Raw genomic sequence first — 26,026 nt, 5'->3', positions numbered from 1 at the left:
GACAATTATGACCCATGATTTTGCTCCTCAGCAGTTCGTTGTCGCTGGGGCTTGGTGGAGGAACGAAAGTGACTGATGCGAGTCTAGCTTTGCGGCCTAAGGCCTATAGCTACGTGCGGTTCTCTACCCCCGAGCAGGCTCGTGGCGACAGCCTACGCAGACAGATGGAAGCCGCTAGGGAGTATGCCGCCCGGCATGACCTCGATTTTGACGAGACGCTGACATACCAGGACCTAGGGACCTCCGCGTTTCGTGGCCTCAACATAGAGTCAGGTAAGCTTGGCGAGTTTCTCGACGCGGTGAGAACCGGAGTTATCGCCACCGGCTCGTATTTGCTCGTTGAGAGTCTTGACCGCATTAGTCGGGAAACGGTGTGGCAGGCCGTGGGCAAGATGCACGAAATCGTGCATGCGGGGATAAACCTCGTTGACCTGTCTTACGACGGGAAGGTCTACAACGCCGAGACCCTCCAAAAAGACGGTGGCCATGAGTTCATCATCATGGCTCTTGGCTTCATACGCGCCCATCAAGAGAGCGCGATGAAATCCAGAAGGCTGCTGGCGGTTTATGAGAACAAGCGAGTTAAGGCCAAGGCCGGACTAGCGGAGCCGTTTACCCGCATGCTTCCTGGGTGGCTCCGGTGGGATGATGCGGCGAAGAGGCACGTTGCTATCCCTGAAAGGGCCGAGGTCCTGCGGACCATTTTTGCCAAAGCCGACGAAGGCTGGGGCCAGCATAGGATTGCTGCCTGGCTCAACGACCAGAAGATTCCAACCTGGGGAGGACGCGGTAAGCAGCGCAAAGCAAAGCACTGGCACCGTTCTTACGTAAAGAAGCTCCTCACTAATCCGGCCGTCGTGGGCACTTTCACCCCGCAGCAAAAGCGCGAGGACCGTCATGGCAAAATCAAGCGCGAAAAGCTCGAACCTATTGAGGGTTACTTTCCAACTGTCATAGAGCCTGAGGTCTTTGGGCGCATCAGAGCTCGCATGCTGGCCGTAGCCCCTAAAGGTCGAAATGCGTCGAGGAAGCCCGCTTCCATCTTTGCCGGTGTAATTCGATGTGCCCGTTGCGGCGGTCTGGTGACCAGGGTGTCTAAGGGCAAGTACGTCTACCTAGTTTGTTCAGAGGCCCACCGAAAGGGCGCTAGTGACTGCGCGTATTGCGCCGTCCCGTACCGACACGTCGAGGATGCTCTGGTCACGAACGCAACGGCTATTTGCCGCGATGCGCCTCGTGGGCTCAGTTCCGCGGAACTCGAAGAAGAGATTGAGTCGCAGGACATCATCGTGGGCGTGCTGAGCGATGACGCCCGCGATTTGGCAGATGAATTGCTGGTTGCGAAGAGCCCCGCGCTCCGCAGGCTGCTTCTGGAAAAGGAGGATGAGCTTCGTTTAGCCCAAGACAGCCTAGCAGAGCTTCTAGCCCGGAGAGACGCATTGGCTCAGCCATTTGTGGGGCGAAGGCTCGCTGCGCTCAGGGACGCTCTAGCGCAGCGTCCGCTTGACGTGGAACAGGCCAACAAGGCGTTGCGGGAAGCGGTTAGCAAGATAGTCATGGACCCGGAGGCTGCGAGCCTCTCGATACACTGGCACCACAGTGCTCAGACCACGGATAATGTTAGTTTCCAGTCGCGGCATTGCCGCTTGTTTGATGGCGAAGGGGCGAGCTGATGAACTCAAGAGCATACCCCGAAATCAGGCGACCTTCGTGGGAATCCAGAATCGGTTACGAGTCGCTCAGGGAGGCTGAGAGGGTCGAGCGACCGCCAACAGAAAGGCCGCCCAAACTGGACCTCGGACAAATACATGTCGCGCCGGAGGTGTTTCAGTGGCGCGACCTGCGGCTGACACAGACGGCGGACGACGCACACATGAGGGAACTTGTGCGGGTCCTGGTCGACAACGCTTCTCCGCTAGACCCGCTCCTGGTCGCCCCGATAGGCGCTAGGTTCTACGTCCTCGACGGCCACCATCGATTTGACGCGTACCACAGCGTCGATTGGTGTCAGCCAGTACCCGTCGAGTACTTCGATGGCGGCCTAAAGGGCGCTCAGGTTGAGGCTCTCAAACGCAACTCAAAAAACAAGCTGCCGATAAGTACTCGGGACAAGCTTGAGGCGGCTTGGAGGCTCGTTCGCCAGGGCGATGAGAGCCAGTCGGCCATTGCCAAGGCGGCGACCATAAGCAGACGCACGGTCTCCACGATGGCAAAGGTTCTCGGAGAGCACCCCCAGGCTGGCGCCATGACTTGGCGACAGGCCCGAACGCTGCAGTTTGATGAGCAAACTGCCAACTGCGAGGGAGATTGGCGGCAGTTGAAGGCCCAGAAGTGGGCAAGTCAGTGGGCGAAACATCTCCCATCCGACTTTGGGGCGCATGCCGATATCGTGGCAATGGCCCTTGAAATCCTGAATTCGGACTTTCCTGGGCAACTAGTCCACTACTGGACGGGAAAAGACGTAGAGTTGCTTTCCGAGGTAGAGACTGAGTTCGATGTCTAGTGTGCAAGCACTAGTGTGCAAATTGCACAGTCCTGTAAGTAGAAAACAATAATAATGCAATCAAAAGTCTATAAATGTATATATATGGTATTAGGTCATAGTCTTAACCACCATTCTTAGATTGAAAATCGGGAAAGTTTTGAACCTAGTCTGTCAATATCGGTCTAGATGGGTTCCCGCCATGACGGGAGACTGAGGTATACTAGGGTTTAGCCGTTTTTGGAAGGTGGATTATCGGCCAATAGACCGATTTGGCCATCATTCGGAGAGGCTCATGCTGCTATCGAGCCAGACGGTCTGAGCGGCAAAGAAAAGCCCCGCAAACCAATAGGCGCGGGGCTCTTGTTAGGTTCTAGGTCGCTTCCATTGTATCCGGTCTTAGGCGGCTACCTTCTCATGGCGTTCCCGCCACTTACCGCGTTCGTCGTTACAACTTTCGTCCTCTATGTGCTCTCGACAGCCTCGAGAAAACGAAAGCTCCAATTCTTTGCCAGCTTCAAAGACATTCTCGATCTTCATATCGAAAAATACGCTTCGAAAAGCTCCAACTGCTTCTCTTGCGGCCTCCCTCTCCTCATCGGAAAGTTCGGATACCGACTTAGCTTCCTTCCGCTCCTCCAGAAAGGAGACGTCCTTGCACTGGGCAAGATAGAAGGCGCACATCCGCAATAGCTTCTCTGCGGAAGTAGAGAGAGTCTTAGTGCCAGACTCACACCTACTATAATGTTCCGGCGAGATATCGAGCGCTTCTGCGACCTGAAAAGACCGCATCGCAAGCGCCGACCTAATGTACTTTAGGTCTTTCCCAGAGAACTTCCTCGGATGCAACACCCGCGCTTGGACGATGGTTGCAATAAGACCAGGAAGGTCAACTATGCTGGTCTTCAACTTCCCAGATTTCTTATCTATCTTCTCCTCGACACCATTGCTCAAGAAAACCTTGAATGGTGTTCCCAACATTTCGCTGTAGTCCCGTGCAACAGGACCGTCAACGAAGTCATGCTGCATCTGGTTCACCTTCATTTTCCTCCTTAACCACGCACGCTGCACGAATCTCAAGCGCATGAATCGAACTGTCAAAAAACACGGTCACCTCCACCGTGTCGTCCTCAGACTCATGCTCAAAAACACAAATAGCTCCCGGGCCTTCGCACTTCGAACTGAGGACGCATTCGCCCAACTGCAAGGCCTCGATAGCCCGCGTCAGCGACACCCCGCCCATATCAGCCTGACAAAAACACGTGACACCGCCTGTGCCCGAGTACTCAACGAACGCCCGTATCCAAATTTCTTCTTGCCGCGGGCTGGGGTTCGTTGCCGTGTGCCCCTGCGGCGGCCCGTCGGAATCTCGCGCCATAGTTCGAACCTCTTGAATTCTGATGAGTATGTGGTGATGGTTGATCTAAGATCAAGTTAAAAAATGATCTTGGGTCAAGTTTTTTCGGTCTGATGGCCGGATTTGGCATTGAAAACTCAACATGAAAAAGTGATGCCCGCCGGCGGCCGCCACTTCCAGGGCGCGCTTCGCGGTTTCCTGCCCCTTGATGTCGGCCAGATCCGGCATCGCTTCATCTTCCGGCTCCAGATTGGGCTCGGGCCGCCGCAAGGTCTGGAGGCCTTTGAAATGGTTGATGAGCTGCAGCAGATCCGCCGGGGCCAGGATCGGCATATCGGCGGCGGCCCAGGCGGCTTCCGCGCCGCAGGGCCCGGGGCAGATCAGCCCCTTGTCCATCGCATTGGCGCCAACGGCCGCCGGCAGCGCGCCCGCAATGGCCGCGATCGAGCCGTCGAGCGCCAGTTCACCAAGGACGCAGTGGCCCTCGATCGCGTCCGGCGCAATTGCCCCGGCGGAAGCCATCACCCCGAGGGCGATGGGCAGATCGTAATGGCTGCCTTCCTTGGGGAGGTCGGCGGGGGCGAGATTGACGGTGATGCGTTTGGGCGGCAGCGCCAGCCCTATGGCGTTCAGCGCACCGCGCACCCGTTCGCGGCTTTCCGCGACAGCCTTGTCGGGCAGGCCAACGATGGTGAAGGCCGGCATCCCGGAGCTGATCTGCACCTGCACATCGACCGCGCGGGCTTCTATGCCCTCGAATGCAACCGTCGTAACCCGCGCGAACATGCGGCGAACCCCCGTTTGATCTTCGAGGGCAATGCTATCTCAGCGGGTAGGCAGGCGCAAGAACATTAAGAGAACAAACGCCGGGTCTGCCAAATCCGGTGCGATCGTGTTTGTCTCCTCCGATGAAGAACGATTCGATCCCGCTCGGATTCTTTATCCACGCCGGCGTCTACCTCGCCGTCGTCGGGCTGTGTGCCGCGCTGGCGCTGTCGCATGATCCGCCGCGCCACTGGTTCGTGTGGGTGGCGGTTGGCTGGGGCATCGGGCTGGGCGCCCATGCGCTGGCCGTTTGGCGCTGTCGCGCGCGACAGCGCGACAGGTCTTAGCGCGCGGCCACCTTGTTCTCGACCACGTCCCAGATCATGGCGGCGATGTCGTTGCCGCCGAACTCCTTGACCTGCCGAATGCCTGTCGGCGAGGTGACGTTGATCTCGGTGAGGTAGTCCCCAATCACGTCGATGCCGGTGAAGATCAGCCCGCGCTTCTTAAGCTCGGGTGCGAGCCGCGCGCAGATTTCCTCCTCGCGCGGAGTGAGCGTGGTCTTTTTCGCCGTGCCGCCGACATGCAGGTTCGAGCGCGTCTCGTCCGCCGCCGGCACGCGGTTGATGGCGCCGGCCACCTCGCCGTCGACCAGGATGATACGCTTGTCGCCCGCGCGCACGCTCGGCAGGTATCGCTGCACCATGATGGGTTCGCGGAAGGTCTGGCCGAGAAGCTCAATCAACGAATTGAGATTGGTGTCGCCCTCGGCGATGCGGAAGATCGCGGCGCCGCCGTTGCCGTAAAGCGGCTTCACGACGATGTCCTTGTGCTCGGCGCGGAAGGCGCGGATCTCGTCCGGGGACCGGGTCACGAGCGTCGGCGGCATGAGATCGAGGAAGTCGAGGACGAAGACCTTCTCCGGCGCATTGCGCACGGAGGCCGGATCGTTGACCACGAGCGTGCCGGGCTGCAGGCGCTCCAGCAGATGTGTCGTGGTGATATAGGCCATGTCGAAGGGCGGGTCCTGGCGGAGCTGCACCACATCGAACTCGGCGAGGTCCACGCTGCGCGGATGGGCGAGCCGGTAATGATCGCCCGGCTTGTCCTCGACCGTCAGGCTGTGGCCGAACGCGATCAGCCGGCCGTCCTTCAGCGAGAGATTGGGCGGCGTGTAGTAGAAGACGTCGTGGCCGCGGCTCTGCGCCTCCAAGAGCAACGCGAAAGTCGAATCCCCGTTGATGTCGATCAGCTCGATGGGATCCATTTGGAAGGCGACTTTGAGGGCCATGATGTCCTGTCAGGTCTGGGGGCCAAGATGAGGGGCCAGGGCAAGTTCCGCGGAACTTGCGCGCTGGGGCAGCACATTTCAAGCGCGGCACATCCGCCGCCGTGTCGCTCACACGGGGAACGCGTTTTCCACGTGCTGCGGCAGGGTCCAGGGGGCGCACAGCACCACGTCGAAGGCGATGTCGCGGCCGACGAAGTCCGGATGGCTTGCGATCCAATATTGGGCGGCGCGAACGATGCGCCGCTTCTGCCGCGCCGTCACGGAAAAGGCCGCCTCGTCGTGGGTCTTGCGATGCTTCACTTCGACGAAGGCGAGCCGCTCGCCTTTGGTGGCGACGAGATCGATTTCCCCCACCGGCGAGCGGTAACGCTTCGCCACGATGCGATAGCCTTTGAGGCGGAAGAGCCAGGCGGTGAGCGTCTCGGCCATGAGGCCGTCGCGATAGGCGCGTGTACGGGCGCGGCTCATGACCTGTCCCGTTTCGTCAAAGACAGCCCCAGCTCATAGACCCGCGCGCGTTTTACGCCGTGCGCATCCGTCACCGCGCGCACCGCATCGCGGAAGCTCATGGTCTCAAGCGCGGCCTCCAAGTCCGCCGTGAGGCGCGCATCGTCAACTTGCCCCTCCTCGGCGCGTGGCGGCGCGATCACCACGGCCACCTCACCTTTGACCGGCTGCGCTTCGATCTCGCCCGCGAGCGCATCCAGCGTCCCGCGATGCAGGGTCTCGTGCAGCTTGGTGAGTTCGCGCGCGATCACCGCCTCGCGCGGTCCCAACACCGCATTCATGTCGGCAAGGCTCTTGGCGAGGCGCGGCGCCGTCTCGAAGAAGATCAGCGTTGCGGGCGTGTCCTTGAGCGCCGTGAGACGCGCCTGGCGCGGTCCGGACTTCGGCGGCAGGAATCCGCCGAACAGAAAAGAGTCGGTCGGGAGCCCGGCGCTCGTCAGCGCCGCCAGCGCCGCCGAGGGCCCGGGAATGCTGGTCACCATCAGCCCCGCATCGAGCGCCTCGCGCACGAGCTTGTAGCCAGGGTCCGAGACGAGGGGCGTCCCGGCGTCGGAGATCAGCGCCACGGCATAGCCGGCCTCGATCCGGGCCAGCAGCTTCGGGCGTTCGCGCGCAGCATTGTGCTCGTGATAGGGCGTGAGTTCGGCGGAGATGTTGTAGTGCGACAGCAGCTTGCGGGAGTGCCGCGTGTCTTCCGCCGCGATCAGCGGGGCGCGGGACAGGACCGCAAGCGCGCGCAAGGAGATGTCGGCAAGATTGCCGATCGGGGTCGCCACGAGATAGAGCCCCGCCGGGAGCGGCCGGTCCAATAGCTCGGCCAGCGCCTCACTGGCTCGGGCGACCGTTCTGGCATTGGCTTCCGTTGTTCCGTGGTCCTGCAACAAGCTCCGTCTTTCTCTCGCGTCGTATTCCGGGAGTTGGGAATTTAGGCGGATTCGCGTGGCTCCGCACGTGGGCTTCAGGCGGCAAGTTCCAGGATCAGCCGTTCCAGCACGAGCCGCCCCGCCGGTGTCGCCGTGAGCCGCGTGCCGTTCCGGACGAGCAACCCTTCGGCGGCGAGTGCGTCGATGCGGGTCTCGTCGAGCGGCTCGCCGGCGAAATCTTCAAAGCGGGACACATCCATGCCCTCGGCCAGCCGCAAGGCCATCAACAGATACTCTTCGGCCGCTTCACGCGCGCTGAGCGGCTCGTCGCTGACAAGGCCGTGCCCGCGCGCCTCGACTTGCCCGAGCCAGTCTTCGGGGAGCCGCAACGTGGAGAGCGCCCGTTTCGTGCCGTCCGCCGTGATGCGCGCATGGGCGCCCGCGCCGACGCCTGCATAGTCGTGCCCGCGCCAATAGACGAGGTTGTGACGGGATTCGGCCCCCGGCACGGCGTGATTGCTAACCTCGTAGGCGGGCAGCCCCGCCGCTTCGCAAAGCTCCTGGGTCGCCAGATACATCGCCCGCGCCGTCTCGCCCTCGGGCACGTGCAAACGACCCGCCTCGTGCAGCGCGGCGAACGGCGTCCCGTCCTCGATGGTCAGTTGATAAAGCGAGAGATGATCGGCGGCGAAGGTCAGCGCGCGCGACAGTTCCTCCCGCCAAGCATCGAGAGACTGCCCTTCGCGCGCATAGATGAGATCGAACGAGATCCGGTCGAAACATTCCCGCGCCAGTGCGAAGGCGGCGAGCGCCTCCTCGGCCGTGTGCATGCGGCCGAGAGACTTCAGACTGGCATCGTCCAGCGCCTGGACGCCCAGCGACAACCGGTTGACGCCGGCGGCCGCGTAACCCCGGAAGTTCTCCGCCTCGACGCTCGTGGGATTGGCCTCGAGCGTGATCTCCGCGGCCTCGTCCAGCGTCCAGTACTTGGCGATGGCGTCCAGGATGGCGCCGGTGACGCGCGGCGCCATGAGCGAGGGCGTGCCGCCGCCGAAGAATATGCTCGTCACCGTGCGTCCCGGTGCGAGCGCAGCGAAATGCGCCAGCTCCTTGAGATAGGCGGCGAGGAAACGATCCTGATCGATGCCGCCGTGGCGGACATGGGAGTTGAAGTCGCAATAGGGGCACTTGGCCGCGCAGAACGGCCAGTGCACGTAGACGCCGAACGGCTCGCCGTATTTGGCGTCAGACTGCGTTTTCGTCGTCGGCTTTAGCATAGGTCGCCTCGATCAGCTGTTCGAAGGCGCGCATACGGTGAGACAGGTCGTTCTTGAGGGATGGATCCATCTCGCCGAACGTCTCCTTGTAGTCCTCAGGCACGAAGATGGGATCATAGCCGAAGCCCCGCTCCCCACGCGGAGGCCATTGGATATGCCCGAAGACCTTACCCGTGAAAACGGCTTCTTCGCCGTTGGGGGCCGCGAGCGCCAGAGCGCAGGTGAAGTTGGCGTGGCTGAAGGCACCGCCGGTGGCTTCCAACGCCTCGTGCACCTTCCGCATGGCAAGCGCGAAATCCTTGTTCGGGCCGCCCCATCGCGCCGAGTGAATACCGGGATCGCCGCCGAGCGCGTCGACTTCGAGCCCGGAATCGTCTGCCAGCGCTATCATGCCGGACCCGCGTGCCGCCGCATGGGCCTTGAGCAGCGCGTTGGCCTCGAACGTGTCGCCGGTCTCCTCCGGCTCCGGCAGACCGAGACTGCCCGCCGAGATGCACGTGATGCCGAGCGGTTCGAACAGCTCGCCGAGCTCGCGCACCTTGCCCTCGTTGTGGCTGGCGACCACGATTTTTGAGCCGGGATGGAGGACGCCGGGACTGAGCACATTTGCCTCCTCAGGCAATCGTCATCTTCTGGAGTTCGACGAGGTCGGCGATGCCGGCGCGCGCAAGGCCCATCAGCGCATCGAACTGTTCTTGGCTGAACGGTTCGGTCTCGGCCGTTCCCTGCACCTCGACGATTCCGCCTTTGCCGGTGATGACGAAGTTCGCGTCCGCATCGGCTTCGGAGTCCTCGGCGTAGTCGAGATCGAGCACGGGTTCGCCGCCATAGAGGCCGCAGGAGACGGCCGCCACGTGATCGCGCAGGACGCCGCTCTTGATCATGCTGCGCGCCTCCATCCAGGCGAGCGCGTCATGGAGCGCGACCCAGGCCCCCGTGATGGAGGCAGTGCGCGTGCCGCCGTCGGCCTGCAGCACATCGCAGTCGACCACGATCTGCTTGTCCGGCATCCCGGCCAGATTGGTCACCGCCCGCAAGGAGCGACCGATCAGCCGCTGAATTTCCTGGGTCCGCCCGGACTGCTTGCCGGCGGCCGCCTCGCGGCGGGTGCGGTCGTGAGTAGAGCGCGGCAGCATGCCGTACTCGGCCGTGACCCAGCCTCGCCCGGACCCCTTGAGCCACGGGGGAACCGATTCGGCGACCGAGGCGGTGCATAAGACATGAGTCTCGCCGAAACGGACGAGGCAGGAGCCCTCGGCGTGGCGCGAGGCCGCGCGTTCGAGGCTCACGGGGCGCAACGTGTCGGGTGCGCGTTTGGACGGGCGAATGATGGCAGCTCTCCTCGGAAATAGCGGTGAGGCCGCGCACCCTAGAGGACGCGGTGAGGCGCGGGAAGCCCTTTCCCCCACTGTCCTCCCCAACTGTCATGGGGCGCGCCCTTGTGCGCCCGACGGTGAGAAGCTAGGACGCTTTGATGGCCTGGTGCGACGAAATTTTGGGGTTCTGCGACCCCTCGGGCGCCGCGCTCGATCCCGTGCCCGCCTACTACGAGGTCGCCGCGCGGATCGACGCGATGCCCATGACCGACTGGGTCCGTGCCTGGCGTGAGGTCTGCACGACGAAGTTCCGGGATCGAACACCCGGCGTCTATGCGTTCTTCACCCATTTCGACCGCCTGTCGCACGACGACCCCGAGCAGGGAGTCGCGTTCATCGAGGCGGCGCTGCAACACGAGCCGGACGAGGAGGTGCTCAATCTGATCGCCAAGGGCAAGCCGCTCGGTCAGCTTCTTGTCTTCCGCGCCTCGGTGGCGACGCCTCTCCTGCAAGAGCTTGCGCTGCGGCAGCCGCGTCTGCGGTGGCTGATGGGCCGCCAGGCGGCGTCCATAAGGAACGGCAAGGTGGACGATCCGGATTTGGCGCGGCGTCTCCTGCCGATCTGCGACGAGCCCGCCTATCGCGCCTGGGAAGAGGCAGCGTATCCCAAGTCCGAGCCGGTCGCGTTCGAGGCGCTGCCGCTCCCGGAACTTGCCACGAAATGGGTAGAGATCATGTCGCGCTCCAATATCGAGATCGAGCGCGACCATCAGTGGTACGACCTCTACGATTACCAGCACACCCTGACCGGAAGCGAGCCGTTGAAGGCCTTGGCCTTGGTGAAAGCCATTCTCGAGATCGAAGACAACCCGAACCTGCTCGGCATCCTTTCCGCCGGGATGCTGGAGGACCTGATACCCTATGACGACGGCCCGGTCGTCGATGCGGTGGTGGCCGAGGCCGCGGACAATCCGGAGTTCCAGGATCTGTTGTGCGGCGTGTGGTTCGATCAGTTGAGCGCGCAGGTGGTCGCGCGACTCAAATGGGCATGCGGTCAGAGACGGCCATGAAGACAGACGCGGAAACAGGCACGATGATCGGCGGTACGAAAGAGCCGTTCCGCGCGCCCGAAGGCGTCACGCCGATGATGGCGCAGTACCTCGAAATCAAAGCCGCCAACGCCGACAGCCTCCTCTTCTATCGCATGGGCGATTTCTACGAGATGTTCTTCGAGGACGCCTCGGTTGCCTCGCGCGCGCTCGGGATCGCGCTCACCAAGCGCGGCAAACACCTCGGCGAGGACATTCCCATGTGCGGCGTACCCGTCCATGCCGCCGATGACTATCTGCAGAAGCTCATCGCGCTGGGTCACCGCGTCGCCGTGTGCGAGCAAACCGAAGACCCGGCCGAGGCCAAGAAGCGGGGCGCGAAGGCGGTCGTCCGCCGCGACGTCGTGCGCCTGGTGACGCCCGGAACGCTGACCGAGGAGTCGCTGCTGGATGCGCGCGCCCACAACTTCCTCACGGCCCTGTTCCGCGAGCCGCAAGGCGACGGCGCCGAGCCGCGTCTGGCGCTCGCCTCGATCGATATCTCGACGGGCGAGTTGATCGCGGCGACCTGCAAACTCACGGACATACCGGGCGAGCTGGCGCGCATCCGCCCCGGTGAGGTCCTCGTCGGCGAGGATCTCGCGAGCGATGCCGACATCCGTGCGCGCATCGATGAAGCCGGGGCTGCGCTCACGCCCTGCCCGCGCGCCCATTTCGATTCGGCTCGCGGCGAGCGCGCGCTGAAAGAGCGTCTCGGCGTAGCGACGCTCGACGCGTTCGGCGATTTCTCGCGGGCGGAACTCGCGGCGCTTGCCGGTCTCCTCACCTATGTGGAGCTCACCCAGGTCGGCCGCATGCCGCTCTTGCGTCCGCCGCGCCGGGAATCGGCGGACCGGCTGCTGCTGATCGATGCGGCGACGCGCACCAATCTCGAACTCGTCCGGTCGAACCAAGGGACGCGGGCGGGCAGTCTTCTGGCGGCGATCGACCGGACCGTCACGGCGGCCGGCGCGCGCGAACTGGCCAGCCGCATCTCCAGCCCCCTCACGGACGTTGCCCTGGTCAACGCCCGGCTCGACGCCGTGGGCTATCTCGCCGACGAGCCGCGCCTGCGTCAGGACCTGCGGGATGCCTTGAAAGCCGCGCCGGACCTCGCCCGTTCGCTTTCACGCCTCGCGTTCGGCCGCGGTACGCCGCGCGATCTCGGCGCTGTGGGCGCTGCAATCGGGGCGGCGCACGCGCTCGCGGCCCGGCTCCTCAGCGCCGGCGACGCGCTGGGCCTGCCGCGCGAACTGATGGGGATCGCCGAACGCCTGGCGCAAGCGCCGGCGGACGTGGCGACGTCGTTGTCTGCCGCCCTTGCCGAAGAGTTGCCCGTCAATGCGCGGGATGGAGGCTTCGTGCAGCCCGGATACGATGCCGGTCTCGATGAGCTGCGCGCCTTGCGCGATGGCAGCCGCAAAGTCATCGCCGGCTTGCAGGCGACGTATGCCGAGGCCACCGGCATCAAGTCGCTCAAGGTCCGGCACAACAACGTGCTCGGCTATTTCGTCGAGGTTACCGCGCTCCATGCGCCGACGCTCACGGCGCCGCCGCATGCGGAAACCTTCATTCACCGCCAGACCATGGCGAACGCGGTGCGATTCTCGACGACCGAACTCTCGGATCTTGAGTCCAAGATCACATCCGCCGCCGACCGGGCGCTGGCGCTGGAACTCGAGATCTTCGCCAAGCTCACGGCCGAGGTCATGGCCGCGGAGCGGCAACTGTCGGCGGCCAGCGCCGCGCTGGCCGAACTCGATCACTATGCGGGGCTCGCGGAGCTCGCGGTCGAATTGCGCTATGTGCGCCCCCGCGTTGACGACAGCGCCGTGTTTGCGATCGAGGAGGGCCGTCACCCGATGGTGGAGCAGACCTTGCGGCGCGAGCAGGCCGGCGACTTCATCGGCAACGATTGCCGGCTATGCGGCGGTGAGGGCGACCGCAACGAGGCTCCGAGTGCGCTCGTGGTCACAGGCCCCAACATGGGCGGCAAATCGACGTTTCTGCGCCAGAACGCACTGATCGTGGTGTTGGCGCAAGCGGGCGCATTCGTACCGGCGAAGTCCGCCCATATCGGCCTTGTCGACAGGCTCTTCAGCCGCGTCGGCGCCGCGGATGATCTTGCGCGCGGTCGCTCCACTTTCATGGTCGAAATGGTCGAGACCGCCGCGATTCTGAACCAGGCGACGCCCCGGTCCTTCGTGGTGCTCGACGAAATCGGACGCGGCACGGCGACCTTCGACGGGTTGTCGATTGCGTGGGCCGCGCTCGAATATCTTCATGAGGTCAACAAGTCGCGCGTGCTGTTCGCGACCCACTATCACGAACTGACGGCGCTTGCGGACAGGCTCCCGCATGCCGCCAACGCGACCGTCGAGGTCAAGGAATGGCGTGAGGAGATCGTCTTCCTGTACCGGGTGAAAATGGGTGCCGCCGACCGGTCCTATGGTATCCATGTGGCCAAGCTGGCGGGGCTGCCAGCGCCGGTATTGAAGCGCGCGGGCGCGGTCCTCGCCGAGCTGGAAAAGGCCGACGGCCGTCCCAAACCCACCGATCTTGCCGGCGATCTGCCGCTGTTTCAGGCGGCCGCGGCGCAAGAAGCGGCTTCGTCGCCGTCCAGGCTGGAAGAGGCGCTGCGGGGCTTCAATCCGGACGCCATGACGCCGAAAGAGGCCATCGAGGCGCTGTATCGCCTGCGGGCGCTGTTGGAAGACGATGCCTAGCGTGGTTATGCTAAAGTCTGCCTCTATGGACCAAGCCGTTATCAAAAGATCTCCTTATTTCGATTTCGACCTGTTGCGCGAAGAAGCAGATGCCGTAGCGCGCAAGCATGCCGGCCAAGACATGCAGATGCGTGCGGCGCTGGTCGAGTTCCTCAAGCCACGGGTGGAAGAGGCCCGCGCATTGGCGAAGGCCCAGCTGGACGACGACGGGGACGGCCGCGCCTGCGCCGCGGGCCTGTCCGCCTTTCAGGACGAGTTGATCCGGCTGGCTTACGACTTCACCACGCGCCACGTCTACCGGGCCGAAAACCCGTCCAAGTCGGAGCGCATGGCCGTGGTCGCACAAGGCGGTTACGGGCGTGGCCTGCTCGCGCCGGGGTCCGACATCGACCTGCTGTTCCTGCTCCCCTACAAGCAGACCGCCTGGGGTGAGAGCGTCGCGGAATACATTCTGTATCTGCTGTGGGACCTCGGCTTCACGGTGGGACATGCAGCGCGCACGATCAGCCAATGTGTGCGGCTCAGCATGGCCGATATGACGATCCGCACGGCGCTGCTCGATGCGCGATTGATCCTCGGCGACGAGAAGCTCTTCGCCGAGTTTCTGCACCGCTATCGCCGCGAAGTGCTCGATGTGGATGCGCGCGCGTTCGTCGAGGCGAAGCTCGCCGAGCAGCACGCGCGCCATTCGCGCTCGGGTGCGTCCCGTTACCTCGTCGAACCGAACATCAAGGAAGGTACGGGCGGCCTGCGCGATCTGCACACGCTGCATTGGCTGGCCAAGCACATTTATCCCGATCAGGCCGAGGAGGAGTTCGTCGAGGCCGGCGTTTTCACGCATGCCGAATATGCCAGCTTTCGCCGCTGCGAGTTCTTTCTGTGGACGGTCCGCTGTCACCTGCACTTTCTGACGGACCGGGAAGAAGACCGGCTGAGCTTCGATCTGCAGCGCGCGATGGCCGAAAGGCTCGGCTATCGGGATCACGCGGGCCTCAGTGGTGTCGAGCGCTTCATGAAGCACTACTTTATGATCGCGCTGGAGGTGGGCCAGTTAACGCGCATCGTGTGTACGGCGCTCGAGCTCAAACAGCTGAAGTCGGTCCCCTCGCTCGATGCGCTCCTGGCGCCGTTCGATTGGCGCCGCCGCGCCAAGCTGCGTCGGACGTCCGACTTCCGAATCGACAACGGCCGGATCTCCGCGGTCGCCAAGGACGCCTTCAAGACCGACCCGGTGAACTTCATCCGGCTCTTCGTAGTGGCGGACGAGAGCCAGGCCGCGCTGTCGCCCGAAGTGCTGCGCCAGATCCGCGCGAACTTTCGTTACATCGACGAAGACCTGCGCCAGGACCCGACCGCCAACAAGTTGTTCCTGAAGCTGCTGACATCGGCCCGCGATCCGGAAGTCGCCTTGCGCAAGATGACCGAAGCCGGCGTGCTCGGCCGCTTTCTGCCCGAGTGGGGGCGGGTCGTGTCGATGATGCAGTTCAACATGTATCACCACTTCACGGTCAACGAGCATCTGGTCCGTACGGTCGGCTATCTCGATGCCATCGAGCGTGGAAAACTGGCCGCAGAGCACCCGCTCGCGAGTGAGATCATCAAGACCATCGATAACCGCCGCGCGCTCTATGTTGCGGCGCTGCTCCACGACGTGGCCAAAGGGCGCGACGAGGACCATTCCATCGCCGGGGCGCGCATAGCCCGCGAATTGTGCCCGCGCTTGGGGTTAACGCCATCGGAGACCGAGACGGTGTCCTGGCTCGTCGAGCAGCACCTCACCATGAGCCTGTTCGCACAGAGCCGCGACCTCAACGATCCGAAGACGATCAGCGATTTCGTCGCGATCGTGCAGAGCCGGGAGCGGCTCAAACTGCTTCTTATTCTGACGGTTTGCGACATCTGCGCCGTCGGGCCCGGGACCTGGACGGGCTGGAAAGGGCAGCTCTTGCGGACACTCTATTACGAGGTTGAGCCGATCCTCGGCGGGGGGCACACGGAGCTTACGCGGTCGCAGCGGCTGCAGCGGACGCAAGGAGCTTTGCGCGAGAGACTCGCCGACTGGCCTCGAGAGGAGCTGGACCGCTTCGTCGACCGGCACTATCCGGCCTACTGGCTCCGGACCGATCTCGACGTCATCGTGGAGCACGCCGAACTCATGCGCTCGGCGGAGCAGCAGAACAGCGTGATTGCGACGCACATTGCGACGGATGCGTTCCGCGGGGTCACGCAGCTTACCCTGCTTGCGCCGAACCATCCCTGGCTGCTTGCCATGGTGGCCGGTGCTTGTACGGGCGCCGGCGCCAACATCGCCGATGCGCAGATCTCGACGACGCGCGACGGCATGGCCCTCGACACCATCCATCTCCAGCGCGAGTTCGATCACGCCGAGGACGAGGAGCGGCGCGCCCGGAAGATCGCGAACTCCATCGAGCGCATGCTCATGGGCGAAACCGACGTGGTCGATGTCATCAAGGCGAAGGTGCTGAGCACCTCGCGCCTGTCCGCCTTCTCCGTCGAGCCGCAAGTGATTATCGACAACACGCTGTCCGATGCGCTGACGGTGATCGAGATCAACGGGCTCGACCGTCCCGGCCTGCTGTACGAGATCACGCGCGAAATATCGAACCTCAATCTCGACATTGCGTCGGCGCATATCGCGACCTTCGGCGAGAAGGCCGTGGACGTGTTTTATGTGACGGACCTGACCGGCAAGAAGATCAGGAGTTCGAGCCGCGAGTCCCTCATCCGCGAGCGCCTGACCCGCGTGCTTGTAGAAACCCAAGAGCCGGAGCTGGAGGTATTGTGACCCCTGGCCCCGATTACTCCTAAGTCCCGCGTGCAGATGGCGCAGCATCCATGACGCTCTATCGCGGGTTCGCAACCGTCGGCGGCATGACCGTCATCAGCCGCCTGCTCGGTTTCGTGCGGGATATTCTGATCGCCGCCGTTCTCGGCGCCTCGGCCATCTCGGATGCGTTCTTCGTCGCGCTGCGCGTGCCGAACATGTTCCGCCGCATTTTTGCCGAGGGCGCCTTCAACGCGGCCTTCATTCCGCTCTACACGAAGAAGCTCCATGAGGCCGGGAAAGAGGCCGCCAAGGACTACGCCGCCAAGGCGCTGGCCGGGCTGACGGCCGTTTTGGTCTTGGTCGTGCTCTTGGCGGAGATCGCTGCACCTTGGCTCGTCCTGCTTCTCGCACCCGGCTTTGCGGAGGATCCGGACAAGTTCCGCCTAACCGTTCTGCTGGTGCGGATCGCGATGCCGTACCTTCTCTTCATGTCCTGGGTCGCGCTGTACACGGGCCTACTCAATACGCTTGGCAAGTTCGCCGCCGCCGCTTTCGCGCCGAGCATCTTGAACTTCGTCCTGATCTCCGTGCTGCTCGGCCTCATCGCGACGGGATATGGTCAAGATACGGTCGCGGGCGTCGCGCTTGCTTGGGGTGTGGCCGTCTCGGGCCTGCTGCAGGTCGCCATAGTCGTCTTCGCCGCCTTCCGCACGGGGTTGCGGCTGAAGCTCGAGCGGCCGCAATGGTCCGACGACATGAAGCGGCTCGTGCACCTCGCCATCCCCGGCATCATTGCCGGCGGCATGGCGCAGATCTCGATTGTGATTGCAACCATCGTGGCCAGTCTCGAAGGCCGTGTCGTGTCGTGGCTGTATTACGCGGATCGCATCTTCCAACTGCCGCTCGGTCTTATCGGGGTCGCGGTCGGCGTCGTGCTGCTCCCGGATCTCAGCCACAAGCTGCGGTCGGGTGATCATGACGCCGTTGTGGACAGCGAGAACAGGGCGCTGGAGTTTTCGCTGCTGCTGACGGTGCCGGCGGCCGTTGCCATGTTCGTGTGCGCCGAGCCCATCATCCGCGTGCTGTTCGAGCGCGGCGCCTTCACCGCGACCGATGCCCAAGCGTCGGCGGGGATGCTGGCGATGCTGTCGCTGGGGCTGCCGGCCTATGTGATCGTAAAGGCCCTGCAGCCGAGCTTCTTCGCTCGCGAGAACACCAAGACGCCGATGATCTATTCGGGGATCGCCATGACGCTGGGGGCCGTGCTCTCCGTCGTGCTGTTCTACGTGCTCGGGCCATCCGGTATCCCACTCGCCACGAGCCTGTCGGGCTGGATCAACGTGGTTTTGCTCGCCGGGGCCTTGAGGAAACGGGGCGAGTTCATTCTGGACCAGCGCTTTCGCTCGGCTTTTCTCGGCATCGTCCTTGCCAGTACCGCCATGGGGCTTGGCCTGTGGTGGGCGGCCTCCGCGCTCCAGCCCTATTTCGATCCGGGTTACGGACTCCTTCTGCAGATTGTTGCCCTGACCGCGCTCATCGCTTTTGGGCTCGCGCTCTATTTCGCCATCGGCACGCTCACGGGCGCCGTGAAGCCCCGGACCTTCGTCAAGGACCTCCTAGGGCGCTGAATTAGACCAAGGAACGGCCTCTCCCCCTGTTGCGCCGCGGCTATGTTGCAGTGCAATATATCCGCGCAATCACTTGGGGGAACTCGAATGGCAGGTCGTCCGCGCCGCAGCGTGCTCTATATGCCCGGCTCCAACGCCAGGGCCCTGGAAAAAGCCAAGACGATCCCGGCCGATGCGCTGATCTTCGATCTGGAAGACGCCGTCGCGCCCGACGACAAGGTCATGGCCCGGGAGCAGGTCTGCGCCGCCGTTGCCGATGGCGGCTATGGCGGCCGCGAGGTCGTGATCCGCGTGAATGCGCTCGAGACTCCCTGGGGCGCGGCGGACATCATGGCTGCCTGCGTGGCCGCGCCGGACGCCATCCTCATCCCGAAAGTCATCCACTCCGGCGACATCATCTCCGCCGCGAAGCTGCTGCAAAGCGTGCATGCGCCCAAGAAGGTGCGGCTCTGGGCCATGATGGAAACGCCCATGGCGATCCTCAACGCCCGCACCATTGCCGCCAGAGCCGTCTACGACGACAACCGGCTCGACTGCCTCGTGATGGGCACCAACGACCTCATCAAGGAGAGCCGCGCCCGCGCGCTGCATGACCGCTTCGCCGTGGTGCCCTGGCTCGCCATGACCCTCGCTGCTGCGCGCGCCTACCGGCTCGACATCATCGACGGCGTCTACAACGACTTCCGCGACATGGAAGGGTTCCGCGACGAGTGCGAGAAGGGCCGCATTCTCGGTATGGACGGCAAAACGCTGATCCACCCGACGCAAGTCGGCCCGTGCAACGAGATCTTCTCGCCGAGCACCGAAGAGGTCGAATGGTCGCGCAAGGTCATCGACGCGTTCGGCCGGCCGGAGAACGAGAAGAAAGGCGTCATCGTGGTTGAAGGCCACATGGTCGAACGGCTGCATTTCTCCATGGCCCAACGCGTGGTGGAAATCGCCGATCAGATCAGAGAGTTGGAAGCGTCACTCGGCTAGCCGGGCCGGTCAGTACGGACAAGACAGGCCTCCTGAGCAGAGCGGTCTTGCGTGCGCGCCTGCCCCACGCCATAACCCGGCGTGGTTTAGGGCGAGAATATGCAAGACACACCGACACATAAGACGCGCATCTTTTCCGGGGTGCAGCCGACCGGCAATCTCCATCTCGGCAACTATCTCGGCGCGATCAAACGCTTCGTGGAGATGCAGGCGGACTACGAGTGCCTGTACTGCGTGGTGGACCTGCACGCCATCACCGTGTTCCAGGACCCGGACGAACTGACCCACAACACGCGCGAGGTCACGGCCGCTTATATCGCCGCTGGGATCGACCCGAAGCAGAGCACGATCTTCAATCAGAGCCAGGTTTCGGGCCATGCCGAACTTGCCTGGATCCTGAACTGCGTCGCCCGGATCGGCTGGCTCAACCGCATGACCCAATTCAAGGAGAAGGCGGGCAAGGATCGCGAGAAGGCCTCCGCCGGGCTCTATATCTATCCCAACCTGATGGCGGCCGACGTGCTGCTCTATCACGCGACCCATGTCCCGGTGGGCGAGGACCAGAAGCAGCATATCGAGCTCGCCCGCGACATCGCTCAGAAGTTCAACAACGACTTCGCCGAGACGATTGCGCGCGCCGGCTATCCCGGCGGCTTCTTCCCGCTGCCCGAGCCCGTCATCGCGGGCGCGGCCACGCGCGTGATGAGCTTCCGCGACGGCACCAAGAAGATGTCGAAGTCCGATCCGTCCGATCTCAGCCGGATCAACATGACCGACGATCAGGACACGATCGCCAAGAAGATCAGGAAGGCGAAGACCGATCCCGAGCCGCTGCCGTCCGAGGTGGCCGGCCTCAAAGAGCGCCCCGAGGCCGACAATCTCGTCGGCATCTACGCGGCGCTGGCCGGGACGGACAAGGGCGCCGTGCTCACGGACTTTGGCGGCGGGGAGTTCTCGGCCTTCAAGAAGGCGCTGGTGGAACTGGCGACGGACAAGCTCACGCCCATCGGCGATGAGATGCGCCGGCTGCTGTCAGACCCGGTGGAGATCGATCGCATTCTCGCCGACGGCGCGGCCCGCGCGCACAGCGTGGCCGATCCCATCCTGGCCAAGACCAAGGACATCATCGGCTTCATTAGAAGTTAGGCTTCGTCGGGAGCTAGGCTTCGACGCCGGTTCCGATGGGGCAGGTGACACCCGTGCCGCCGAGGCCGCAATAGCCGGCCGGGTTCTTGGCCAGATATTGCTGGTGGTAGGCTTCCGCAAAATAGAAGGTCGGCGCAGGGGCGATCTCGGTCGTGATGGCGCCCTTGCCGTTTGCCTTCAGCGCCGTCTCGTACATCGCCTTCGAGTTCTTCGCGGCTTCGGCCTGGTCGTCCGAGAACGTGTAGATGGCCGAGCGGTATTGGGTGCCCACGTCGTTGCCCTGGCGCATGCCTTGCGTCGGGTCGTGGCTCTCCCAAAAGACCTTAAGCAGGTCTTCGTAGCTGATCTCGTTGGGGTCGAACACCACGAACACCGCCTCCGTATGGCCGGTCCGTCCGGTGCACACTTCGTCATAGGTGGGGTTGGGCGTCGGCCCGCCGGCATAGCCCACGGCCGTGACGAGCACGCCGGGCAACTGCCAGAACTTCCGCTCCGCGCCCCAGAAACAGCCGAGGCCGAACAGCGCCATCTGCGCGCCTTGCGGGTAAGGACCCTTCAGGGGCGCGCCGTTGACGAAATGAGTCTGCGCCGTCGGGATCTCATGATCGCGGCCGGTCATGGCCTCCGCGGCGCTGGGGATCGACAGGGACTTTCTCATGAACCCAAACATGGTGACTCCCCTGGCGGAATTCAGCGCGGGCGGCGATCAACCTTGCGCGAGCGTCAGTTGATGAAAACCTCGACCTCTTTGCGCTTCTGCCCCAGCCAATAGAGGAAGACGCCGAGGATGCCGAACACGACCCAGGTCGGCGCGGCGAGGATCGACAGCAGGATCGGGTCCCACAGCCAGTCGCCCACGGTGTTGATCACCCACTGACGGAAACCGTCGAGCATTTCCGGGAAGAGCTGGCGCCATTGCTCGCCGAGCGGCGTGACCGCCCAGGCCCCGCCGCCCGCCAGGCTCTTCGTAGCGTCGACGACGGCCGCGACCATGGCCAGCAACAGTAGCCAGATACCGAGTGTTCGTAGGACAAAGCGCATGGGCGGAAAATCGCTCCGATAGCGTTAACGCATTTCCGCTTTGATACGCGATCCGCCTTTCCGGTTCAAATGGCAGGTCAAGCGTCTGCGAATTCGTTGCCGAAAGGCCCATTCGCTCGCTTGAACGGGAAACGCGCTTCGCTATAGTGCGGCGCTTCGCGAAGCGCCCTGATGGAGAGATGGCCGAGTGGTCGAAGGCGCACGCCTGGAACGCGTGTAGGCGGGTAACCGTCTCGAGGGTTCGAATCCCTCTCTCTCCGCCATGTGCCGCACGATCCCCTGACCACCCGGTCCGGTCGAGCCGGCCATTTCTGGAGCGGCCGGCCATGGGTCTCCATGACCGGCTATCCCACGATCAACTTGCCTGGGCCAAAGCCACCGCATCGTCCCCAGCCGCGTAACGCAATTCGCCGGTCGTATCGTTCACGGCCCGCCACACGGCCTCGGCCACGTCACTTTCCTTCGTCGTCATCGCCGGGCGCGCATAGGCTTCAAAGATCGGGGCGGCGAAACCGGCATAGGCTTCGGGGATGAGAGCGGTCACGTCGATGTCCGTGTTCGCGGCAAAGCGCGTGGTGGGCGCGTAGCCGGGCTCGACCAATCGGACCCGCACACCGAACGCGCCGAGTTCGTGGCTCAACGAGCCGGTGAAGCCCTCGATGGCCTGCTTGCTGGCCGTGTAGGCCGCTGCCAACGGCATCGGGGCCAAGGTGACGCTCGAGGTGACGTTCACGATCGCGCCGGAGCGCCGGGCGCGCATCTGCGGGATCACCTCCTGGGTCATGGCCATCGTGCCGAACGTGTTCGTCTCGAAGACCTTTCGGATATGCGCCATCGGCGTCGCCTCGAAGGCCCCGACAACGCCGATGCCGGCATTGTTGACCAGCACGTCGATCGGCCCGGCCGCGGCAACGGCCTCCGCGATGCTTTCGGCGTCGGTGACGTCCAGCGGCAGAATGCGGATGCGGTCGGCCGCGGAAAAGAGGTCGTTTCGCGGGCGCCTCATGGTGGCGACCACGTTCCAGCCTTGCCTGTGGAAGTGCCGCGCGGTCTCCAGTCCGTAGCCGGACGAGCAACCCGTGATGAGAATAGTGTTCATGCCGATCTCCTGTGTTCGCTGTTGACGAGACGGAGATATCGCGCATGATCAGGACTATCATCGATGAATGATCCGAATTTAATTTGAGATAGTCCGAAATGACTGATCCGTTTTCCTCCGACCCGTTGGCCCAGGTGATCCGGCTTCTGCGCCCCCGGGCCGTTTTTTCGAAGGGAATCAGCGGCGCCGGTCGCTGGGCCGTGCGCTACACCGAATTCGGCCAGCCGGGCTTCTGTGCTGTGACGGAGGGGCGATGCCGTCTCGCCGTCGACGGCGAGGCACCCGTGGTGCTCGAAGAGGGTGACTTCGTGCTGCTGCCGGCAACGCCGGCTTTCACCATGTCGGGCTTGGAGCTGGCGGCGCCAAAGCTCATCGACCCGCACCAGCCGCCGGCGGCGGATGGAGAGATTCGCTACGGCCGGCAGGATGGGCCGCCCGATGTGCGGCAGTTCGGCGGGTACTTCGCCTTCGAGTCGCCGGACGCGGCGCTGCTCGTGTCACTGCTGCCGCGGATGATCCATATCCGGGGCGTCCCAAGGTTGGCGCAGCTGGTTCGCCTCGTCGGGGAAGAAGCGGCAAGAGACGACCTGGGCCGCGACCTCGTCCTCGCCCGCTTGGTCGAGATCCTGCTGATCGAGGCCCTGCGGTCCGTCCCCGGTGATGCCGCGCAGCCGGGCCTGCTGCGCGGGCTGGCGGATGCCCGGATCGCGGCTGCCTTGCGGCCGATGCACGGCGACGCGGAGCGGCCTTGGACGGTCAAGGACCTCGCGCGCGCGGCCGGGATGTCCCGGTCGGCCTTCTTCGTGCGGTTTACCCGCACGGTCGGGGTCAGGCCGATGGAGTATCTGCTGCAATGGCGGATGGCCGTTGCCAAGGATCTGCTGCGGAACGGAGGCATCGCACTGGACGAAGTGGCGCGGCAAGTGGGATACGGCTCGGCGAGCACGTTCAGCACCGCCTTCAGCCGTCACGCCGGAATACCGCCCGGCCGGTTCATGCGAACCGCCGGCGCCGCGGACGCGGCTCACGCCCGGCCCATATGAGACCAGGCAGGAGTGATTCCGGGCATCGAGCGCGGCCGACTCCCCCAGTCGTGGCGGCAATCCGACAATCCGGACGTTTCCCGGCCGACAGAGCACCTGTCCGAGGCCTCCACGCCGGGATGCAAGGCTCCATAACATACTGATTTAGAATAAATTATCACGCACCAGAGAAGTCGGTGCGGAAATTGCTTCTCCCTGTCCGAGACGCGGGATCGCGAGCCGATGGCCCCGCCACGCGCAGAAGGATTGGACGGAAGGAGAGCAGGCCCCATGACGGACATGACGGAACTGGCGAAGCGCAAGCTGCCGCTCAACCTGGCGATCGTGCATGTCGACCCGGACGGGTTCCTCGCCACCTATCGGCGCTGGCTGGAGATCACGGCCTTCATTTCCGCCTTGCGGATCGGCGAGGCGGAGGTGCCCGAAGACGGGATCACCCCGGCGCTCACCGAGGCCGAACTCGCCAACGGCGCCGTGCACAGAATAGGCAACGACACCGTCATGGCCTTCTGCGCGACCGCCGCTATGAAAGGCGACGGTGCGGCCGTCGACAAGATCGAAGCCGGTCTGAAAGAGGACATGGGGGATGAGTTTCCCGGCAGTTTTGCCTTGAGACATTTTCGCGATCCGATCGCGGCGCCGGTCACGCTGGAAGATTTCGTCGGTGCGTCCGGCAAGAAACTGCTCGAGGGCGAGATCCCGCCACCGCCGAAGCGGGCTTCCGAGTGCTGGGAGACCGGCCTGCGTTTTCTCGAGCTGGCCCGTGGGTCGAACTTCAAGAACGAGATCATGTATCCGCTCGCCCTGTGGACGCGCGACCTGTGGACCTGGGCCTCCACCGACGGCCTGTCCTTTCTCGCTCATATCGAGGACAGCCAGCCGATCCTGACCGATGCGCTGAAAGAAGAGCGCAACGACGAGCCCTTTATCGCTAACATGCTGCAGCTCGGGGCGCCCGCCGTCGAGATCGAGCTGGACGAAGACGTTGAAGGCATGTTGCGCTCGCTCGCGCGGCGCTAAAGGAGACAGGACTACATGAGCGGTTATCAGCGTATCGGGATCGCGGAGGCGCAAGCCATCGCCGCGCGCGAGGGCACGGCGCTACTGGATGTGCGCGATCCGCGTGCCTTCGCACAAGGTCATGTAGATGGCGCGCGCAATGTCGGCGAGAAGGAGCTCCCCAATCTCGTGGAGGAGCTCTCCAAATCAGCACCGCTCGTGATCTATTGCTATCACGGCAATTCGAGCCAGTTCTATGCGCGCATCTTCGCCGCGCACGGATTTGCCGATGTCTATAGCGTCGACGGCGGCTACGAGGCTTGGCGCGGCCCTAACGCAGCCGCGCCCTCAGCCCCTTAAGCCGCGCGGCGGCGGGGCGGCCTGCGGCGCTTGCTCCGCGCCGGTTTGGCCGCGCCAAATCCCTGTTTCTGGCCACCACGCTTGTGCTGGTTCGGCCGGCGAGCCGGCTTGCCGTCGCGCCCCCCGGTCGGCAGCTCGCCGCTCGCAACAGGGATGTCGAACTTCATCAGCCGCTGGATTTGGCGCAAAAGGCCCGCTTCGTCCGGAGCGCAGAGGGCGATGGCTTCGCCTTCGCGGCCCGCGCGCGCTGTCCGTCCGATACGGTGCACATAGCTGTCGGGCACTTCGGGCAGGTCGTAGTTGATGACATAGGCCACGCCCTTGATGTCGATGCCGCGCGAGGCGACGTCTGTCGCCACGAGCACCGTCACGCGGCCCTCACGGAACGCCTTGATCGCGCGGTCGCGCTGGCCTTGCGTCTTGTTGCCGTGAATCGAGGCCGCGTTGTAGCCGTCGGCGATCAGGCTCTTCGAGAGTTTCTCGGCACCGTGCTTGGTGCGTGCGAAGACGAGCGTTGTCGCATCGAGATCGCTGGAAAGAATGTCGCGCAGCTTAGCGGGCTTCTCCGACTTCTCGAGGAAGTGCACCGACTGGGTGATCTTGTCGGCGACCTTGCCGGGCGGTGCGACCTGCACGCGCTTCGGATCGTTCAAGTACGCGCGGCTCAGCTCTTCCATCTGCTTCGGCATCGTGGCCGAGAACAGCATGGTTTGACGGGGCGTTCCCAGCCGGGGCGCGATCTTCCGCAGCGCGTGGATGAAACCCATGTCGAGCATCTGATCGGCCTCGTCCAGGACGAGCTGACGCACGGTGCTGAGATCGACCGCCCGGCGGTCCATCAGGTCGATCAGACGACCGGGCGTCGCCACGAGAATGTCGGTGCCGCGGCCGAGCATCTTGATCTGGTTGTAGAGGGACGCGCCGCCGACCACGGTCGCCACGTGCAGTTTCGTTTTCGCCGTAAGAACGCGAAGACTGTCGGCGATCTGGTTCACGAGCTCGCGCGTCGGCGCGAGGACGAGCGCCTTCGCGGTCTTCGGTGCGGGCCGTCCCGGCTCGGCGAGCAGGTGCTCGATCAGCGGCAGGCCGAAAGCGAGCGTCTTGCCCGTCCCCGTCTGGGCGAGGCCGAGAATGTCGTGGCCATCGAGGGCCAACGGGATCGCCTGGTTCTGAATAGGCGTGGGTTTGGAAAATCCGGCGCGGGAAAGCGCCTCGTTCAAAGCCGGCGCGAGGCCGAGCATTTCAAAGTCTAACAAATCGAATCCTTTTACT

General features: G+C 63.8%; 24 protein-coding genes, 1 tRNA gene and 1 pseudogene. 13 read left to right on the top strand and 13 right to left on the bottom strand.

Translation table 11 applies throughout. From position 1 onward, the window contains the following. Positions 1-14 precede the first annotated feature (14 nt). Complete coding sequence (locus tag DCY11_RS07175) at positions 15-1,673, top strand: recombinase family protein (RefSeq protein ID WP_108682249.1); 1,659 nt, start codon at positions 15-17, stop codon at positions 1,671-1,673. Next, positions 1,673-2,503: a ParB/RepB/Spo0J family partition protein gene (locus DCY11_RS07170; protein WP_108682247.1), complete on the top strand. Its 831-nt coding sequence runs from the start codon at positions 1,673-1,675 to the stop codon at positions 2,501-2,503. The genes DCY11_RS07175 and DCY11_RS07170 overlap by 1 nt, the downstream gene beginning before the upstream one ends. Positions 2,504-2,881: 378 nt before the next feature. Here the strand turns inward: DCY11_RS07170 and DCY11_RS07165 are convergent, their stop codons facing one another. The 3 genes and pseudogenes from DCY11_RS07165 to DCY11_RS07155 form a co-directional block, all read right to left on the bottom strand. Further along, entirely contained in the window at positions 2,882-3,520 is a 639-nt protein-coding gene (locus DCY11_RS07165) for a helix-turn-helix transcriptional regulator (RefSeq protein ID WP_208430517.1), read from the bottom strand. Next, on the bottom strand, positions 3,501-3,860 hold the full coding sequence (locus DCY11_RS07160; RefSeq protein ID WP_108682243.1) for a hypothetical protein: 360 nt from the start codon (positions 3,858-3,860) through the stop codon (positions 3,501-3,503). Before DCY11_RS07160 ends, DCY11_RS07165 begins: the two co-directional genes overlap by 20 nt. A gap of 117 nt (positions 3,861-3,977) precedes the next feature. Then, a pseudogene (locus DCY11_RS07155) lies at positions 3,978-4,625 on the bottom strand (magnesium chelatase domain-containing protein); the annotation flags it as partial. A gap of 122 nt (positions 4,626-4,747) precedes the next feature. Between DCY11_RS07155 and DCY11_RS07150 the strand changes: the two are divergent. After that, the gene (locus tag DCY11_RS07150) at positions 4,748-4,951 is read left to right on the top strand and encodes a 2TM domain-containing protein (RefSeq protein ID WP_108682239.1); all 204 of its coding nucleotides are present in this window, start codon (positions 4,748-4,750) and stop codon (positions 4,949-4,951) included. On the opposite strand, the gene gshB is transcribed toward DCY11_RS07150, so the two are convergent. The 6 genes from gshB to rph form a co-directional block, all read right to left on the bottom strand. Further along, complete coding sequence (gshB, locus tag DCY11_RS07145) at positions 4,948-5,895, bottom strand: glutathione synthase (RefSeq protein WP_108682236.1); 948 nt, start codon at positions 5,893-5,895, stop codon at positions 4,948-4,950. The genes DCY11_RS07150 and gshB overlap by 4 nt on opposite strands. A 108-nt stretch (positions 5,896-6,003) precedes the next feature. Beyond that, complete coding sequence (locus DCY11_RS07140) at positions 6,004-6,363, bottom strand: YraN family protein (RefSeq protein ID WP_108682234.1); 360 nt, start codon at positions 6,361-6,363, stop codon at positions 6,004-6,006. Next, complete coding sequence (rsmI, locus tag DCY11_RS07135) at positions 6,360-7,286, bottom strand: 16S rRNA (cytidine(1402)-2'-O)-methyltransferase (protein ID WP_245409486.1); 927 nt, start codon at positions 7,284-7,286, stop codon at positions 6,360-6,362. The genes DCY11_RS07140 and rsmI overlap by 4 nt, the downstream gene beginning before the upstream one ends. 74 nt (positions 7,287-7,360) lie before the next feature. Then, complete coding sequence (hemW, locus tag DCY11_RS07130) at positions 7,361-8,542, bottom strand: radical SAM family heme chaperone HemW (protein ID WP_108682232.1); 1,182 nt, start codon at positions 8,540-8,542, stop codon at positions 7,361-7,363. After that, positions 8,511-9,164 carry an RdgB/HAM1 family non-canonical purine NTP pyrophosphatase gene (rdgB, locus tag DCY11_RS07125; RefSeq protein ID WP_245409485.1) on the bottom strand — a complete coding sequence of 218 codons (654 nt, stop codon included), beginning with the start codon at positions 9,162-9,164 and terminating at the stop codon, positions 8,511-8,513. Before rdgB ends, hemW begins: the two co-directional genes overlap by 32 nt. Beyond that, the gene (gene rph, locus DCY11_RS07120) at positions 9,157-9,870 is read right to left on the bottom strand and encodes a ribonuclease PH (RefSeq protein ID WP_108683726.1); all 714 of its coding nucleotides are present in this window, start codon (positions 9,868-9,870) and stop codon (positions 9,157-9,159) included. Before rph ends, rdgB begins: the two co-directional genes overlap by 8 nt. Positions 9,871-10,016: 146 nt before the next feature. Between rph and DCY11_RS07115 the strand changes: the two genes are divergently transcribed. The 6 genes from DCY11_RS07115 to trpS all read left to right on the top strand — a co-directional run bounded on the left by DCY11_RS07115 (position 10,017) and on the right by trpS (position 20,212). Next, positions 10,017-10,928 carry a DUF6869 domain-containing protein gene (locus tag DCY11_RS07115; protein ID WP_108682228.1) on the top strand — a complete coding sequence of 304 codons (912 nt, stop codon included), beginning with the start codon at positions 10,017-10,019 and terminating at the stop codon, positions 10,926-10,928. Positions 10,929-10,951: 23 nt separating this feature from the next. Next, entirely contained in the window at positions 10,952-13,672 is a 2,721-nt protein-coding gene (gene mutS, locus DCY11_RS07110) for a DNA mismatch repair protein MutS (protein ID WP_245409506.1), read from the top strand. 25 nt (positions 13,673-13,697) lie between these two features. Beyond that, positions 13,698-16,478 carry a [protein-PII] uridylyltransferase gene (locus DCY11_RS07105; protein ID WP_108682226.1) on the top strand — a complete coding sequence of 927 codons (2,781 nt, stop codon included), beginning with the start codon at positions 13,698-13,700 and terminating at the stop codon, positions 16,476-16,478. Positions 16,479-16,528: 50 nt separating this feature from the next. Next, the gene (murJ, locus tag DCY11_RS07100; protein ID WP_108682224.1) at positions 16,529-18,088 is read left to right on the top strand and encodes a murein biosynthesis integral membrane protein MurJ; all 1,560 of its coding nucleotides are present in this window, start codon (positions 16,529-16,531) and stop codon (positions 18,086-18,088) included. Between the two features lie 87 nt (positions 18,089-18,175). Further along, entirely contained in the window at positions 18,176-19,066 is an 891-nt protein-coding gene (locus DCY11_RS07095; RefSeq protein ID WP_208430516.1) for a CoA ester lyase, read from the top strand. Positions 19,067-19,165: 99 nt separating this feature from the next. Further along, complete coding sequence (trpS, locus tag DCY11_RS07090) at positions 19,166-20,212, top strand: tryptophan--tRNA ligase (protein WP_108682220.1); 1,047 nt, start codon at positions 19,166-19,168, stop codon at positions 20,210-20,212. A 13-nt stretch (positions 20,213-20,225) separates the two neighbouring features. Here the strand turns inward: trpS and msrA are convergent, their stop codons facing one another. Together msrA and DCY11_RS07080 are read right to left on the bottom strand one after the other, a co-directional pair. After that, positions 20,226-20,882: a peptide-methionine (S)-S-oxide reductase MsrA gene (gene msrA, locus DCY11_RS07085; protein WP_108682218.1), complete on the bottom strand. Its 657-nt coding sequence runs from the start codon at positions 20,880-20,882 to the stop codon at positions 20,226-20,228. Between the two features lie 53 nt (positions 20,883-20,935). After that, positions 20,936-21,253 (bottom strand): hypothetical protein, encoded by a 318-nt coding sequence (locus DCY11_RS07080; RefSeq protein ID WP_045364111.1) that lies wholly within the window; start codon positions 21,251-21,253, stop codon positions 20,936-20,938. A 173-nt stretch (positions 21,254-21,426) separates the two neighbouring features. Here DCY11_RS07080 and DCY11_RS07075 point away from each other — a divergent pair. Next, positions 21,427-21,516, top strand: a tRNA-Ser gene (locus tag DCY11_RS07075). A 92-nt stretch (positions 21,517-21,608) separates the two neighbouring features. On the opposite strand, the gene DCY11_RS07070 is transcribed toward DCY11_RS07075, so the two are convergent. After that, positions 21,609-22,352: an SDR family oxidoreductase gene (locus DCY11_RS07070; RefSeq protein WP_108682216.1), complete on the bottom strand. Its 744-nt coding sequence runs from the start codon at positions 22,350-22,352 to the stop codon at positions 21,609-21,611. A 98-nt stretch (positions 22,353-22,450) separates the two neighbouring features. Here DCY11_RS07070 and DCY11_RS07065 point away from each other — a divergent pair, with 98 nt between their 5' ends. The 3 genes from DCY11_RS07065 (at position 22,451) to DCY11_RS07055 (ending at position 24,754) form a co-directional block, all read left to right on the top strand. Continuing rightward, positions 22,451-23,395: an AraC family transcriptional regulator gene (locus DCY11_RS07065; RefSeq protein WP_108682214.1), complete on the top strand. Its 945-nt coding sequence runs from the start codon at positions 22,451-22,453 to the stop codon at positions 23,393-23,395. Positions 23,396-23,665: 270 nt separating this feature from the next. Further along, entirely contained in the window at positions 23,666-24,415 is a 750-nt protein-coding gene (locus tag DCY11_RS07060; RefSeq protein WP_108682212.1) for a hypothetical protein, read from the top strand. Positions 24,416-24,430: 15 nt separating this feature from the next. Continuing rightward, complete coding sequence (locus DCY11_RS07055; RefSeq protein WP_108682210.1) at positions 24,431-24,754, top strand: rhodanese-like domain-containing protein; 324 nt, start codon at positions 24,431-24,433, stop codon at positions 24,752-24,754. On the opposite strand, the gene DCY11_RS07050 is transcribed toward DCY11_RS07055, so the two are convergent. Further along, positions 24,751-26,010, bottom strand: a complete 1,260-nt coding sequence (locus tag DCY11_RS07050) for a DEAD/DEAH box helicase (protein WP_108682208.1) — start codon at positions 26,008-26,010, stop codon at positions 24,751-24,753. The two genes, DCY11_RS07055 and DCY11_RS07050, sit on opposite strands and share 4 nt — an antisense overlap. Positions 26,011-26,026: the final 16 nt, after the last annotated feature.

The sequence above is a fragment of the Methyloceanibacter sp. wino2 genome, assembly GCF_003071365.1.
Classification (GTDB): domain Bacteria; phylum Pseudomonadota; class Alphaproteobacteria; order Rhizobiales; family Methyloligellaceae; genus Methyloceanibacter.
The sequence above is the reverse complement of the archived record's forward strand: the minus strand, read 5'-3'. Positions and strand labels throughout refer to the sequence as shown.

Bases quoted from the DNA above. Each gene is read 5' to 3' on its own strand.
- DCY11_RS07080 (WP_045364111.1), bottom strand. From the start codon at position 21,253: ATGCGCTTTGTCCTACGAACACTCGGTATCTGGCTACTGTTGCTGGCC.
- trpS (WP_108682220.1), top strand. From the start codon at position 19,166: ATGCAAGACACACCGACACATAAGACGCGCATCTTTTCCGGGGTGCAG.
- DCY11_RS07170 (WP_108682247.1), top strand. From the start codon at position 1,673: ATGAACTCAAGAGCATACCCCGAAATCAGGCGACCTTCGTGGGAATCC.
- DCY11_RS07060 (WP_108682212.1), top strand. From the start codon at position 23,666: ATGACGGACATGACGGAACTGGCGAAGCGCAAGCTGCCGCTCAACCTG.
- mutS (WP_245409506.1), top strand. From the start codon at position 10,952: ATGATCGGCGGTACGAAAGAGCCGTTCCGCGCGCCCGAAGGCGTCACG.
- murJ (WP_108682224.1), top strand. From the start codon at position 16,529: ATGACGCTCTATCGCGGGTTCGCAACCGTCGGCGGCATGACCGTCATC.
- DCY11_RS07105 (WP_108682226.1), top strand. From the start codon at position 13,698: ATGGACCAAGCCGTTATCAAAAGATCTCCTTATTTCGATTTCGACCTG.
- DCY11_RS07055 (WP_108682210.1), top strand. From the start codon at position 24,431: ATGAGCGGTTATCAGCGTATCGGGATCGCGGAGGCGCAAGCCATCGCC.
- DCY11_RS07065 (WP_108682214.1), top strand. From the start codon at position 22,451: ATGACTGATCCGTTTTCCTCCGACCCGTTGGCCCAGGTGATCCGGCTT.
- DCY11_RS07115 (WP_108682228.1), top strand. From the start codon at position 10,017: ATGGCCTGGTGCGACGAAATTTTGGGGTTCTGCGACCCCTCGGGCGCC.
- hemW (WP_108682232.1), bottom strand. From the start codon at position 8,542: ATGCTAAAGCCGACGACGAAAACGCAGTCTGACGCCAAATACGGCGAG.
- DCY11_RS07175 (WP_108682249.1), top strand. From the start codon at position 15: ATGATTTTGCTCCTCAGCAGTTCGTTGTCGCTGGGGCTTGGTGGAGGA.
- DCY11_RS07140 (WP_108682234.1), bottom strand. From the start codon at position 6,363: ATGAGCCGCGCCCGTACACGCGCCTATCGCGACGGCCTCATGGCCGAG.
- msrA (WP_108682218.1), bottom strand. From the start codon at position 20,882: ATGTTTGGGTTCATGAGAAAGTCCCTGTCGATCCCCAGCGCCGCGGAG.
- gshB (WP_108682236.1), bottom strand. From the start codon at position 5,895: ATGGCCCTCAAAGTCGCCTTCCAAATGGATCCCATCGAGCTGATCGAC.
- DCY11_RS07160 (WP_108682243.1), bottom strand. From the start codon at position 3,860: ATGGCGCGAGATTCCGACGGGCCGCCGCAGGGGCACACGGCAACGAAC.
- DCY11_RS07070 (WP_108682216.1), bottom strand. From the start codon at position 22,352: ATGAACACTATTCTCATCACGGGTTGCTCGTCCGGCTACGGACTGGAG.
- DCY11_RS07150 (WP_108682239.1), top strand. From the start codon at position 4,748: ATGAAGAACGATTCGATCCCGCTCGGATTCTTTATCCACGCCGGCGTC.
- DCY11_RS07095 (WP_208430516.1), top strand. From the start codon at position 18,176: ATGGCAGGTCGTCCGCGCCGCAGCGTGCTCTATATGCCCGGCTCCAAC.